15 protein-coding genes are annotated in these 13,644 nt (G+C 60.1%); 8 read left to right on the top strand and 7 right to left on the bottom strand.

Annotated features, from left to right (window positions below; genetic code table 11):
• Positions 1–4: 4 nt before the first annotated feature.
• Together KUW67_RS06990 and KUW67_RS06985 are read right to left on the bottom strand one after the other, a co-directional pair.
• Entirely contained in the window at positions 5–853 is an 849-nt protein-coding gene (locus KUW67_RS06990; RefSeq protein ID WP_224824582.1) for an aminoglycoside phosphotransferase family protein, read from the bottom strand.
• Between the two features lie 175 nt (positions 854–1,028).
• A complete protein-coding gene (locus tag KUW67_RS06985) occupies positions 1,029–1,214 on the bottom strand; it encodes a hypothetical protein (RefSeq protein ID WP_224824581.1) in 186 nt (61 codons plus the stop codon).
• On the opposite strand from KUW67_RS06985, the gene KUW67_RS06980 reads away from it, so the two are divergent.
• From KUW67_RS06980 to KUW67_RS06970, 3 genes are all read left to right on the top strand, one after another.
• Entirely contained in the window at positions 1,207–3,033 is a 1,827-nt protein-coding gene (locus KUW67_RS06980; RefSeq protein WP_224824580.1) for a BCCT family transporter, read from the top strand. The two genes, KUW67_RS06985 and KUW67_RS06980, sit on opposite strands and share 8 nt — an antisense overlap.
• Before the next feature lie 116 nt (positions 3,034–3,149).
• Positions 3,150–3,551, top strand: a complete 402-nt coding sequence (locus KUW67_RS06975) for a hypothetical protein (RefSeq protein WP_224824579.1) — start codon at positions 3,150–3,152, stop codon at positions 3,549–3,551.
• Positions 3,552–3,587: 36 nt separating this feature from the next.
• On the top strand, positions 3,588–3,908 hold the full coding sequence (locus KUW67_RS06970) for a DUF1801 domain-containing protein (protein WP_224824578.1): 321 nt from the start codon (positions 3,588–3,590) through the stop codon (positions 3,906–3,908).
• On the opposite strand, the gene KUW67_RS06965 is transcribed toward KUW67_RS06970, so the two are convergent.
• Positions 3,905–4,297: a cupin domain-containing protein gene (locus KUW67_RS06965; RefSeq protein ID WP_224824577.1), complete on the bottom strand. Its 393-nt coding sequence runs from the start codon at positions 4,295–4,297 to the stop codon at positions 3,905–3,907. The two genes, KUW67_RS06970 and KUW67_RS06965, sit on opposite strands and share 4 nt — an antisense overlap.
• Before the next feature lie 69 nt (positions 4,298–4,366).
• Here KUW67_RS06965 and KUW67_RS06960 point away from each other — a divergent pair, with 69 nt between their 5' ends.
• The 4 genes from KUW67_RS06960 to KUW67_RS06945 are packed head-to-tail and all read left to right on the top strand — an operon-like array spanning position 4,367 to position 7,505.
• Entirely contained in the window at positions 4,367–5,266 is a 900-nt protein-coding gene (locus KUW67_RS06960; protein ID WP_224824576.1) for a DMT family transporter, read from the top strand.
• 42 nt (positions 5,267–5,308) lie between these two features.
• Positions 5,309–6,583, top strand: coding sequence for a phosphopyruvate hydratase (gene eno / locus KUW67_RS06955; protein ID WP_224824575.1), 1,275 nt, complete (start codon positions 5,309–5,311; stop codon positions 6,581–6,583).
• A complete protein-coding gene (locus tag KUW67_RS06950) occupies positions 6,580–7,092 on the top strand; it encodes a GNAT family N-acetyltransferase (RefSeq protein ID WP_224824574.1) in 513 nt (170 codons plus the stop codon). The genes eno and KUW67_RS06950 overlap by 4 nt, the downstream gene beginning before the upstream one ends.
• Positions 7,089–7,505 carry a cupin domain-containing protein gene (locus tag KUW67_RS06945; RefSeq protein WP_224824573.1) on the top strand — a complete coding sequence of 139 codons (417 nt, stop codon included), beginning with the start codon at positions 7,089–7,091 and terminating at the stop codon, positions 7,503–7,505. The genes KUW67_RS06950 and KUW67_RS06945 overlap by 4 nt, the downstream gene beginning before the upstream one ends.
• An 84-nt stretch (positions 7,506–7,589) precedes the next feature.
• Here the strand turns inward: KUW67_RS06945 and KUW67_RS06940 are convergent, their stop codons facing one another.
• The 4 genes from KUW67_RS06940 to KUW67_RS06925 form a co-directional block, all read right to left on the bottom strand.
• A complete protein-coding gene (locus tag KUW67_RS06940) occupies positions 7,590–9,038 on the bottom strand; it encodes a TRAP transporter large permease subunit (protein ID WP_224824572.1) in 1,449 nt (482 codons plus the stop codon).
• A gap of 3 nt (positions 9,039–9,041) precedes the next feature.
• Positions 9,042–9,839, bottom strand: coding sequence for a TRAP transporter small permease subunit (locus KUW67_RS06935; RefSeq protein WP_224824571.1), 798 nt, complete (start codon positions 9,837–9,839; stop codon positions 9,042–9,044).
• Positions 9,840–9,941: 102 nt separating this feature from the next.
• Positions 9,942–10,991: a TRAP transporter substrate-binding protein gene (locus KUW67_RS06930; protein WP_224824570.1), complete on the bottom strand. Its 1,050-nt coding sequence runs from the start codon at positions 10,989–10,991 to the stop codon at positions 9,942–9,944.
• Between the two features lie 115 nt (positions 10,992–11,106).
• Positions 11,107–12,273 (bottom strand): anhydro-N-acetylmuramic acid kinase, encoded by a 1,167-nt coding sequence (locus KUW67_RS06925; protein WP_224824569.1) that lies wholly within the window; start codon positions 12,271–12,273, stop codon positions 11,107–11,109.
• Between the two features lie 84 nt (positions 12,274–12,357).
• Here KUW67_RS06925 and tyrS point away from each other — a divergent pair, with 84 nt between their 5' ends.
• Positions 12,358–13,608, top strand: a complete 1,251-nt coding sequence (gene tyrS, locus KUW67_RS06920; RefSeq protein ID WP_224824568.1) for a tyrosine--tRNA ligase — start codon at positions 12,358–12,360, stop codon at positions 13,606–13,608.
• The last annotated feature ends 36 nt before the right edge of the window (positions 13,609–13,644 follow it).

Below are 13,644 nucleotides of genomic sequence, written 5' to 3'. Positions count from 1 at the left end.
ACGCTCACCCTTCCTCCGAGATGGCTAGAAACTGGGCCAGTAGGTCGAACTCATCGTCGTGCCTGATACCGTCCGAGCCGCTTCGCCACGCGATGGACAGGGCGCATTTCACGGCGGCCCATTGCATCAGGCGGCGGGGTGGGACGGCAAAAGGTCCGCTCCATGCGTCGCGCAAGGCGCGGATGCGGTCAGGATCGCGCAGCAGCGCAGGCGCGCCTTTGGGGTTGCGGAAGGCGTTTGCAAGCTCGTAGGCCCGCTCTCCCAGAACGCCTTTGGCATCGAACGCGCAATAGCCCCGTGCGCCCAGCCGGATGTTGTCGTGATGCAGATCACCATGCAGAGGACGCGGGTCTTGAGGCGTGGCCAGCAGGTCGCCCGCCAAGGCGCGGCAGCGTTCAAGATTTTGGCGCGCCGTCGCCGGGCACCCTGAAGCGATATGCAGCTTTAGCAAGGCCCCGAACCAATCGGCCAGTTTCGGCAGCGTGCCTGCGGGTGTCACAGGCTGCGCGTGGAGCGTTTGGGCCACGGTCAGCAAAGTGTGAGTGGCGGTGTCATCCTCGCCCCGGCGGCTCAGATCGCCCAAAGACGGGCCGGGCAGCCATTCTGTCACCGCAAAGCGGGCACCGTGGGCAAAGACCCGTGCCGCGCCCGCGCCGTTCAAAGCCTCCAGATATACAAAGCCGGCGCCTTCATTGCCCATCGTCTCCCCATGATAGAGCTTGAGGGCAGCGGCCTCCCCCGTCTGGCGGGTCACCTTCCAGATCGTGGCAATCCCCGTGCGCTCGACAAAAACGGGCGCAGAGAGAGCATGCTCTGACAGAATGGCGGCGGGGGGCAACGGGTGTGGAGACATAACCCCACCCTAATACAAGGCACGGCGGGCCGCACCAGCCTTGGCAAGACTTCACGACTTAGCCGCTTGTCATCTCATCGGCGCAAATCGAGCCTCGAAAGACTGCGAACGCGCTGCGCGTGATGGGGCTGACAAAGACCCTGTCGATGTCATCGCAGCATGTCTGCCGAACGTCTCAGGCCAAGAAAAGGCGCGTGATTTGTTTTTCTCCGACGACGAGTCCAACGCAATATTGACCCACAAAGCCCTGAAAAGGTCGTTCGCGGACCTTAAAGCGACGATTGATCTTGCCCAAAACGCAATCTGGGCTGACACTATCGGGCAATAATAAAATAATCACAGGGAGAATAGTGATGTCCATTAAGCCACCCTTCACGGATGTGGAGGTGAAAACATCCGATAAGGGATTTTACGAGGGCCACAGCCTCGAAATTGCCCTTCTATCGAAAGCCATCATGGTCGGCCTTGTCCTTTGGGCGCTGATCTGGCCCGCCAACGCCAATGGTGTGCTGGGAAGCCTGAACGGCCAATTGCTCGAAGTCTTCAACAGCTTCTACATCATCATTGTTGGCCTGTTTTTCTTCTTTCTCTTCATCGTGGCAATCATCCCAAGCACCGGACGGCGCGTCATGGGCACGCCTGGTGAAAAGCCCGAATTCACGAACTTCTCGTGGTTCTCGATGATGTTCGGTGCCGGTCTGGGTGTTGGCCTGATGGTCTTCGCCACCGCCGAGCCGCTGGGCCTATGGGGCTCGAACCCTGTGGTTCTGTCCGGCGCAGTCGAGGGCAACTCCGAAGCGGCGCTCGAACCTGCCTACCGCTACACGTTCCTGCATTACGGCTTTCACGCCTGGGCGATCTACGTGGTGACGGGCCTGTCGCTGGCTTACTACGCCTATACGCGGGACATGCCGCTGACGATCCGCACAGCTCTGACGCCGCTTTTCGGCAAGCTGATGAACGGCTTTCTGGGCCACATCGTGGATGTTCTGGGCGTCGTTGCCACGATCCTCGGCGTGTCGGTCACCATCGGCTACGGCGTGTCGCAATTCATCGACGGTCTCTATGCGATCACCGGGATGGAGTGGATCATGGACATGTCCGGTGAAGCCCCTGCCCCCGGAACCGTCGGCCTGATCGCCGGTCTGATCGTGATCATGGGGCTGTCGATCATCTCGGCTGTCTCGGGCGTTGGACGCGGGGTGAAGTATCTGTCGAACCTCAACCTGGTTCTGTCGCTGATCCTTCTCTTCACCTTCGTGATCTTCGGCTCGTTCCTGTTCGCGATGTCCACCTATGTCAGCGCCTTCGTGGATTATATCCTGCACTTCCTCCAGCTCAGCTTTGCGGCCTTCAACCCGCAATCAGCAGGGGCCTTTGACGCAGCCCTGCCTGCGGATGCAGCGCCCTTCGCAGACGCGCTGCGTGCCGGGGCCACCAGCCCTTGGGGGTCTTATGATGGCTTCGTGTCGGGTCTGGAAGGCGAGGCAGCCGCCCTGCCCGCAGACGTTCTGCAAGCCGCTTATGCGGCCGGTGAGCCGGGCCGTCAGTTCGGCTGGCAGGCCGGTTGGACCACGTTCTACTGGGCTTGGTGGATTGCGTTCTCGCCCTTCGTGGGTCTGTTCCTGGCGCGTATCTCCAAAGGGCGCTCTGTGCGGGAGTTCATTATCGGTTGCGTCTTCGCACCCGCATTGGTGTGCTTTGCATGGATGACGATCCTCGGCGGCACAGCCATTGATCTTGAGCTTACGGGCGGTGCCGATGGCGCCATCATCGGCGCGTCGAACACGGCCAAGCTCTTTGTCACGCTGGGCCAGATGATCGAAGGCGGGCTGCTGTCCGCACTGACCATCATGTGCGTTGTGCTGATCATGACCTTCCTCGTCACCTCTGCCGACTCAGGCATCCTCGTGATGAACACGATCATGTCGGGCGGTGACCAAGAGGTCGGCAACAAGCACAAGATCATCTGGGGCGTCATCCTGACCGCTGTGATCGGTGCGCTGATCATCGCGGCGGGTGAGAACAACCCGATGGATGCCTTGCGCAACGCCATGATCATCGGCGCGCTGCCCTTCACCATGGTGATGGGCCTGATGTGTGTCGCCTTGGCCAAAGCGCTTTATCGCGACGGCCAGCGCGAAAAGATCGGCACAGCTGCGGCTGAACCGGCTGAGTAAAGCAAACGTCAAGCGGGGCGGCCTGCCCCGCTTGACACCTCCTTTCGGGTTCCACATGCGAAGGTCTGGTTTTAGCGCTTGACCTTCCCCGCGAGGAAACCCTTAGCGATACGATCATGTCGCTTTTTCTTCGTCACAAACGCCTCCTGTTTTTGTTCGCCACAGCCTATGTGCTGATGCTGATCGCCTCTCATGCCGCCTTGCCCAGTGCGCATGTCTGGTGGATCGCCGCCGTCTTCTCTATCCTCATGAATGTGCCTTACGTTCTGGAGGCCCGCGCGACCGGCACCCACCAGCGCGTCGAGATGACCCTCGCCACATGGCTGGTCGCCTTGTCGCTGGCTGGCCCGCTGATCGCGCCGCCTTTTGTCATCATTGCAGTCCTTGCCCATGGGCTTTGGGATATCGCTAAACACATGGGCGCAGGCGTGCCGTTCGTGTCGTGGTATCTGTTGGGCTGCGCGACGGTCGATGTGCTTTATGCTGGCGCGTTGCTCGCCTATTGGCTTTCGCTGTGACAGGATAGGTCAAGGCCGCCACAGGAGGCACACCCGATGAGCCACTCCCCCTTCGACGAGATCACCGACGCCGTCAAAGAGATCGTTCTGCAAATCGACGCCGATACGCAAATCCTGCCCAAATACGGAGGCGAGGTCTTCGCCCCCGACCCGGACACGCCCAAAGCCATCGTCGGCGGAGTCTTTGCCTACAAAGATCACGTCTCGGTCGAGTTCTCCGAAGGGGCCAGTTTTGACGACCCGCACGGCCATCTCGAAGGCGGCGGCAAAGCCCGGCGACACGTCAAACTGCGCAGCCTCGAAGATGTCGAGGCAAAAACCGTCCGCGCGTTTCTGGAACAGGCTTTTGAGCGCTAGGCATCCGGGGCCGTCGGCACCCACGGTCCCTCCAGAAACGATGCTTCCTCGTCCCCCGGCCAGGGTGGCATCGTGATGCAGATGAACTTGAGCGGCACGTCGCCATCGCAGCGATACTGAAATGCGACGCCCACCGGGATATCAATCGAGACGCCAGCGTGCAGGTCCACCACACGCTCAGCCTCGCCCTCCCGCCGCCAGATGCGCCCTGCGCCTTCCAGCACATGCCAAAACTCGCTGACCGTTTCATGGATCGTCGCCCGGTTCACCTGCCCGGGCGGCACCGTGCTATGGATCATGTTGCCGGTCCTGCCATCCATGATGAACCGGATTTCCGCCCCTGCGGGTGAGCGTGCGTCCGGCTCGGCGGTCAGTGTTGTCTCTTTCATAATCGCCCCTTTCTGAGCCTTTCAAAGAAACCCATTCCGCTTGCCCTGCAAACCCCCTAAAGCAGCGATATGGAAAACGTCCGCGCCATACTCCTGATGATCGCCGCCATGGCGGGATTTGCCCTTGAGGACATGTTCATCAAGTCCGTGGCAGAACGTCTGCCCGCCGGGCAAATCCTGATCATCCTAGGCGTCGGAGGCGGCGCGATCTTCGCGCTATGGGCGCGTGCGCAAGGTCACTCGGTCTTCAACCGCACCATTCTTGCCCCCACCGTCTTACTGCGTAACGCAGGCGAAGCGATCGGCACGATGGGCTTTGTGCTGGCCATCACGCTCACCCCGCTCGCCGAAGCCTCTGCGATCTTGCAAGCCACACCGCTCGCCGTAACCCTAGGGGCCGCGCTCTTTCTGGGTGAGGCCGTGGGCTGGCGACGCTGGGGCGCAATCCTGGTGGGCTTTTGCGGTGTGTTGCTGATTATCCGCCCCGGTCTGGATGGCTTCCAGCCAGCCTCCCTCTTCGCCGTCCAAGGCGTTATCGGTCTGGCCATCCGCGATATCGCAACCCGCATCGTGCCCAAGGACATCCCGACGACGCAGCTTTCCTCCTACGGCTTCGTCATGGTGGTTCCCGTAGGCTTTGTGATGCTCGCTTTCCAACAGCCGCCCGCCATGCCTAATGCCTGGGAGGCCAGTCAACTTGGCCTTGGCCTCGTCATCGGCGTCGTCGCCTATTACGCCATCACCGCCGCCATGCGCATCGGGGATGTCGCCGTCGTCACCCCCTTCCGCTACACGCGGCTGATCTTTGCGCTGATCATCGGCTATTTCGTTTTCTCGGAAACGCCCGACCAAACCACCCTGATCGGCGCCGCGATCATCATCGCCTCAGGCCTCTTCACGCTCTACCGCGAACGCAAAGCGGCTGTTGCCCGCAGACGCGCCCTTTCAACCATGGGACCTGCGGTGTAAGAGAAGGCAAAACGACCACTGTTAGCGCTAAAGGACTTTTCCATGAGCACCATCATCGACATTCACGCCCGCGAAATTCTCGACAGCCGGGGCAACCCGACGGTCGAGGTCGATGTGATCCTCGAGGACGGCACGATGGGCCGCGCAGCCGTGCCCTCTGGCGCCTCGACAGGCGCCTATGAGGCGGTCGAGAAACGCGACGGCGACAAAGCGCGCTATATGGGCAAAGGCGTGCTGGACGCCTGCGCGGCTGTGAACGGCGAGATTGCCGAAGCGCTGGTTGGCGTGGACGCGACCGAACAGGTCTCCATCGACGAGGCGATGATCGAACTGGACGGCACCGACAATAAAGGCCGCCTTGGCGCGAACGCGATCCTCGGTGTCTCCATGGCCGTCGCGAAAGCTGCTGCCGATTTCACCACCCAGCCGCTTTATCGCTATATCGGTGGCACATCCGCGCGCATCCTGCCCGTCCCGATGATGAACATCATCAACGGCGGCGAGCATGCCGATAACCCCATCGACATTCAGGAATTCATGATCATGCCCGTTGCCGCGAACAACATCCGCGACGCGGTGCGCATGGGCTCGGAAGTGTTCCACACGCTCAAGAAAGAGCTCTCCGCCGCTGGCCTCTCGACGGGCATCGGCGACGAAGGCGGCTTTGCGCCCAATATCGGCTCCACCCGCGAGGCACTGGATTTCATCCTGAAATCCGTCGAAAAGGCAGGCTACAAACCGGGCGAGGATATCTATCTGGCGCTTGATTGCGCCGCGACAGAATACTTCAAAGACGGCAAATATGTCCTTGCAGGCGAAGACAAATCCCTCACCCCGGACGAAAACGTCGCCTACCTGCAAGCGCTGGTCAACGACTACCCGATCATCTCCATCGAAGACGGTTGCGACGAGGATGACTGGGACGGCTGGAAAGCCCTCACCGACGCCATCGGCGACAAGGTCCAGCTTGTGGGCGACGACCTGTTCGTCACCAACCCCGCCCGCCTTGCCATGGGGATCGAGCGCGGCTCGGCCAACGCGATGCTGGTTAAGGTCAACCAGATCGGCACCCTGACCGAGACCCTGCGCGCCGTCGACATGGCCCACCGCGCGGGCATGAACAACGTCATGTCCCACCGCTCGGGCGAGACCGAGGACGCGACGATTGCCGACCTCGCCGTCGCGACAAATTGCGGTCAGATCAAAACCGGGAGCCTCGCACGTTCCGACCGGTTGGCGAAATACAACCAGCTGATCCGGATCGAGGAAATGCTGGGCGAGACGGCCGAATATGCAGGCCGCTCGATCCTGAAGTGAGCGACGTCACCATACGAGAACCCCGGACGGCAGAAGACTTTGCTGCCGTCCGACAGCTTTGCTGGGACAGCCGCGATTTCCTGCTCACCCTCCCACAACGCACACGCGACACAGTTGAAATCTTCTACCCCGAAGACAGCTATGCAGCCTTGCTGGACAGCCTCCCGACACGTCACGCGCGCCCGAACGGAATAATCCTGCTGGCCATACAGGACGATCAGGCTTTGGGATGCGGGATGAGCCAAGCGATTTCCGGAACAGCCTCTGAAATCAAGCGCCTGTTTGTCGTTCCAAAGGCACGGGGGTTAGGCGTCGGACGTGCTTTGTGTGAAGCACTCGTCAACCAAGCGCGTGCCGACGGCTTCAAGCAGGTGTTCCTTGATACCAGCAAAGACCAGCATGCAGCGGCCGCTCTATATGCCCAGATGGGTTTTCAAGAACGTGGTCCCTATCAGGATGTGCCTGAAGCCGGCAAAGACATACTCTATTACTTCGAGATGTCCCTATGACCCCTGATCAAATCATCTCCCATCTGGGCCTCGCCCCGCATCCCGAAGGCGGCCATTTCCGCCAGACATGGATCGCTGAAAACGAAGGCCGCCCCACCGGCACCTGCATCTACTTTCTGCTCAAATCAGGCGAAGCCAGCCATTGGCACAAGGTCGATGCCACGGAAATCTGGCTCTATCATTCCGGTGCGCCGCTGATCCTGTCACTCAGCGCGACCGAGAATGGCCCCGCCACCGATCACACCCTTGGCCCCGCCCTGCCCGACCAGCAGCCGCAAATCATCGTGCCGGAACACCACTGGCAAGCCGCCCGCACCACGGGCGCCTACACGCTGGTAAGCTGCACCGTTTCACCAGGCTTCCAGTTCGACGGTTTCACCCTAGCGCCGCCGGGGTTTGATATCCCCCGCTAGGGCTTTCATCTTTGCAAAAATACTCAAAGAAAAAGGGCGCCCCATTCGAGCGCCCTTTTCCAATTTCAGTGCCAAACAGCCTCGCTATCCGCCATAGGCTTTCGCAGGTAACCATGTGGTCAGCGCCGGGAACTCGAACACGATGAAGAGGCCCAGAAGCTGCAACAGCACAAACGGGATCACGCCACGATAGATATGGCCCAGCGACACGCCCGGCGGGCATACCCCCTTGAGGTAGAACAGTGCAAAGCCCACGGGTGGCGTCAGGAACGATGTTTGCAACGTCACCGCAACAAGGATCGCGAACCAGACCACCTGCGGGTCGCGCACCTGATCAAAGCCCGGCACCGCCAGTTCCAGCCCCTGCACAATGGGCAGCATCAGCGGCATGATGATGATCGTGATCTCGATCCAGTCCAGCAGGAAGCCCAGCAGGAACACGATGAAGAGGATGAACAGAACAATCGCGTAGGGGTTGTCGAACGAATTGCCGACCATGTGCTGCACGATCTCGTCGCCGCCATAGCGGCGCAGGATGAAGGCAAAGAAATTCGCGGCCAAGAAGATACCGACGATGTAACCGGCGGTGTTCAGCGTCGACCGGCTGACCTCTTTGAGAACCTTGAAGCTGAGCTTGCCGTTCATCGCTGCCAGGATCGTGGCCCCCAGCGCGCCCAGACCAGACGCTTCCGTCGGCGTTGCGATACCGGCAAAGATGGATCCCAGAACCAGCAAGATCAGGAACATCGGCGGCACAACCGCTTTCAGCACATCAATGACCACATCCCAGCCGACCTCTTCGGTCTTTTCGGGTGCGGGCATCGAGTTGGGGCTGATGACGCCGTAAAGCACGATGAACACGATATAGAGACCGCCCAGGATCAGACCCGGAAAGAGCGCCCCCATGAACAAATCCCCCAGCGAGATCGCCAACTGATCCGACATGATCACCAGCATGATCGAGGGCGGGATCAGAATGCCCAGCGTCCCGGCCGAGGCAATCGTGCCTGTGGCAATCGGCTTGGAGTAGTTCTGCTTCATCATCGCTGGCAGGGCCATCACGCCCAGCAGCGTGACCGATGCACCAATGACGCCTGTGGAGGCCGCCAAGATAATGCCGATCAGAAGAACCGTCAGCGACAGCCCGCCTTTCAGCCCCCCGAACAGCTTCTGCATCGAATGCATCATCCGCTGCGCCACGCCGGATTGATCCAGCATGAGCCCCATGAAGATGAACATCGGCAGCGCCACCAGAACCGGGTTCTTGACGATATTGCCAAACAGGCGCCCCGACAGCGCCGATAGACGCTGATAGTCGATGCCGGTGCGATCAAACTCGATGATGTCCCGGAAGAGCGACCGATACGGGTCAAGCAGGGTTTCCGCCACGATAATGTAGATCAGCGACACACCGACCAGCGCCATGGCAACCGGGATGCCGCGGAACAGCATGTAGATGAACGTGAAGAAGATCGCGAGAACGGCGAGCTCGTTCAGGGTCAGAAACTGACCAATGAATTCCAAAAGAAACATCGCTTAAGCCTCGCGCTTGCGGCCAAAGAGCCACGCCACAAAGATGACCAGGAACGTGGCCACAAAGGTCATCAGGATCGTCGGCTCTATCTCGTAAGGCCCGATCTCAAGCTCATCGAAAATCGGCATCCGCCCGATCTGACGGTTCACCACATCGGATGGCGTCGTCAGCCGCAGGAACCACCAGATCCCGTAGAAGATCATCAGGTTCAGAACCATGAACGTGGTCGGCAGCGCCCAAAGCAACTGACGCCACAATGTCGGCTGGACCAGACGCGACAGCACCCGGTAATAGGCGGCATAGGTCGCCACTCCGATGAAGATGAACGCAAGGTTCATGATGACCTTGAGGATCCACAGATTGTGCAAGCCGTTCGGGCTGTCGGAGCCCTCATCCGCGATCACCGACGCAATGGCGTAATGGATCGTGAAATCCCAGCACATGATGATGAACGGCAGAAAAAACCAAGCCAAAGCCGCGATATCCGTGCGGTCTTTCTTGGCCTGGGGGAAATTGTCATAGCGGATATCCACCCGCACATGGCTGTTGGTCGTGACTGCATAGCCGATGCCGACGAGGCAGGCCGTCCCGTAAAGCCACCACTGAAAATCATCAAGCCAGGCTTGGTTATTGCCCAACTGGCGCACGACAACTTGCGTGCAGATCGCAATCATCAGGATCGGAAAAAGCCATGCGGCGACGTTTGAGATGGCGACAACCAGACGGTCACCTCTGTTATGCTCTTCGCGTCCGATCTCACCGGGATCGTAAAGCGCGACGGACTGCTCGGTGTCATCCATGACGACTGCCCCCAAATATTCCTGAGTGTGGGAAAGACCGGCGCGAAGGGCTCCCCTCGCGCCGGTCAGAAGGTATTCCCGAGGCGGAAGCCTCGGCGATCCTTAGTTGCGCGGACGCGGCAGGTAGATCGAGTTGCCCCAGGTCTTGTAGCCTTCACGATACTCCGACAGGTCGGCCCACACTTCTGCGAAGAACGCGTCTTCGGCAGCCAGTTCTTCGGCCACTTCACCCCAGGTGCTCTCGAACGTGTCGAGCATTTCCTGCGGCCACTGCTTGATGGTCACGCCGTTGTTCTCGACATTGTCGACCATGGCAGCAAAGTTGGTCGCTTCACCTTCGGCAAGGTTGGTTGTGACGTTGGCAAGGCAAGCCACTTCGATCTGCTTCTGGCTGCGCTCGTCCAGATCGTTCCAGCGATCCTTGTTGACCAGCAGCTCAAACATCGTGGCGGGCTGGTGCCAGCCGGGGAAGTAGTTGAACTTCGCGATGTTGTGGAAACCCAGACGTGCGTCGATGCGGGGCATCGAGAACTCGGTCGCATCAATCGCACCACGCTCAAGCGCGGGGAAGATGTCGCCCGCGGCAAGTAACGAGGTGGACACACCAAGGCGCTGCATCACTTCGGCACCCAGACCGAAGAAGCGCATGTTCAGACCTTCAAGGTCCGCCATGGAGTTGATCTCGTTCTTGAACCAACCGGATGTTTCCGGCGCGATGATACCGCAGGGCAGGACGTGGACGTTATAGCCCGCTTCGTCATACATCCGCTGATAGAGCTCAAGGCCGTCATCATAAAGCATCCAGCCCAGGAACTCGCCAGCCTCGGGGCCGAACGGCACAGCTGCAAACAGCGACGCGGCAGTAATTTTACCCTGCCAGTAACCAGCCGTTGCGTAGGATGCGTCAACCGAACCGTTGGAGACCGCGTCAAGCGCTTCCAGCGTCGGGACCAGCTCACCGGGATCGAAATGTTCAAACTCGACGCCCTCAGAGATGCCATTGATCTTTTCCACAAAGTCGATGGCCGCGGTGCCGAGGATCGGCAAGTTCTTCCCGAAGGAAGAGGTCATCTCGATGGTTTCCTGTGCAGATGCTGCACCGGCAAACGCCATGGATACGCCGGCGACAGCGCCAAGCAGTTTCTTAGTCATGTGGGTCCTCCCTTAGATCTCGCGTTTGGTAAAGAAAACTAACCAAACCACGCCACATCTCTCATATTAACGGCTCGATTGTAAATAACCAGAACTGGGTAGGCCGCGCGCGACATTATTTTTCGTCAACAGCGACGCCCGTGAAAGACTGTTGCGCGTCCGATGGGTTCGACAGGGTTCCGCCCCCCACCGGCGCACGCACTCCGGTCGTCCCCGGCGCACTTGTCGGCAGGCCGCGCAGCACGCGCACCGCCAGATAGGCAAAAGCCTGCGCCTCAAGCATATCGCCGTTCAGACCCAACGCTTCGACGGGCTCCACCGGGCAGTCCAACCCCGCGCGCAGCATCGCCATCAATGTGGGGTTTCGCCGCCCGCCCCCGGTCACAAAAAGGCGCGTGGGCGGGCTGGGGCAGTAGACCATACCTTGCGCAACACTGGCCGCCGCGCAGGCTGTCAGTGTGGCAGCGGCATCAGCGTCTCCTAGATCAGACACCTCAGCGGGAAGATCGGAAAAATCATCCCGATCCAGAGACTTAGGGGGTATCTTGTGAAAATAGCCGTGGCTCAGAAAACGCTCCAGCACGGGCATATTGACCTGCCCCGCCGCCGCCAGCGCGCCTTCTGAATCATAGGCTTGCCCCCGCCGGGTCTGCATCAGATCATTGATCGGCGCGTTGGCAGGTCCGGTATCGAACGCCAAAAGCGCGCCGTCTTCATCCGGCGTCTCAAGGCGCGGATCAACCCATGTCAGGTTGCCAACCCCCCCGAGGTTCAGAAATCCGACCGGCTGCTCCAACCCGGCCCAGCGCGCGCAAGCGTGATGAAAGAACGGCGCCAGCGGAGCGCCCTGCCCGCCCAGTTCCACGTCGTTGCTGCGGAAATCCCAAACAACTGGAAGCTGAAGCACTTCGGCAAGCACACGCCCATCCCCGATCTGATGCGTGCGCCGATTTGCCGGATCATGGGCCAGCGTCTGGCCGTGAAAACCGACCAGATCGACAGAATCGAATCTGCTGAGTACATGGGCATGGGCCATCTCGACCAATTCCTGTACAGAATCCAGCGCCTCTGACGGCCACTGGCCCAAGGCCCTGCGCAGCTGGGCTTGCTCGATCTCTGTGTAAGCTCGGAACTCATGCGCGCCGAACGCTTCGATTGTCTGGCCGTCCGTAACGACAACGGCTGCGTCGACCCCATCCAGCGATGTGCCGGACATCGCGCCCAAGGCGCGTATTGGACCTGCGCCCAAGGCGCGTAACGGCCCCGCCCCAAACGCGCGCATGCTCCCCTTTTTCAACATGGCCTTCCCTCGCGCCAATCCGATGACTATAGAGTGCCGCGTGAGATGCAAAGGAACAACCCGGCAATGACCTACCACCCCAAATCAGAGTTCGTATCCGTGATGATCGAGCGCGGCTTTCTGGCCGATTGCACCGATTATCAAGGCCTCGATGACGCACTGATGGCAGGCGTGGTGCCGGGCTATATCGGCTTTGATGCGACGGCGAAATCGCTCCATGTGGGCTCGCTCATCCAGATCATGATGCTGCGCTGGCTGCAAAAGACGGGACACAAGCCCATCGTCCTGATGGGCGGCGGCACCACGAAAGTGGGCGATCCGTCTTTCCGCGCGGACGAGCGCCCGTTGCTGACGCCTGCGCAGATCGACGACAATATCGCGGGCATCAAGGCGGTGTTCAGCAACTACGTCAGTTTTGGCGACGGCGCGAGCGATGCGCTGATGCTCAACAACGCCGAATGGCTCGACGGTCTCAACTACCTCGATTTTCTACGCGATATCGGGCGGCATTTCTCGGTCAACCGGATGCTGGCATTCGAGAGCGTCAAGTCGCGCCTCGACCGCGAACAATCCCTGTCGTTCCTCGAATTCAACTACATGATCCTGCAAGCCTATGATTTCCTAGAGCTGAACCGCCGCTACGGCTGCCTGCTGCAAATGGGCGGCTCGGATCAATGGGGCAACATTGTAAACGGCATCGACCTCACCCGCCGCGTGCTGGATCATGAAATCTACGGCCTCACGTCGCCCCTGCTGACCACCAGCGACGGCAAAAAGATGGGCAAAAGCCAGGACGGCGCGGTCTGGCTGAACCCTGAGATGCGCTCCCCCTATGAGTTCTGGCAGTTCTGGCGCAACACCACCGACGCCGATGTGGGCCGCTTCCTCAAACTCTATACAGAGCTGCCAATCGACGAATGCGACCGCCTCGGCGCGCTGAAAGGCTCAGAGATCAACGAAGCCAAGATCCGCCTCGCCAATGAGATCACGACGCTTGCCCATGGCGCTGACGCTGCCGCCGCGGCCGAAGCCACCGCCCGCGAGGTCTTCGAGAAAGGCGGCGTTGGAGACGACCTGCCCACGCTCGCCCTCACCAAAGACGACATCGCGGACGGCATCTCCATCGTGCAACTGATCGTCCGATCCGGCCTCGCCAAGTCCGGCAAAGACGCCAAGCGCCTGATTGCCGAGAATGGCGCGAAGATCGACGATGCGCCCCTCACAGATGCCGGCATGATGATCGACGCCGATAAGCTCGCCACGCCCATCAAACTCAGCGCCGGCAAAAAGCGCCACGCTTTGGTGACGCTCACCTAGGCTTCTTTTGTGCCTAAATACCTCCGGGGGTCTGGG

Origin of the sequence: Cognatishimia sp. MH4019 (assembly GCF_020177595.1) — a bacterium.
GTDB lineage: Bacteria > Pseudomonadota > Alphaproteobacteria > Rhodobacterales > Rhodobacteraceae > JAHTBL01.
The sequence above is the reverse complement of the archived record's forward strand: the minus strand, read 5'-3'. Positions and strand labels throughout refer to the sequence as shown.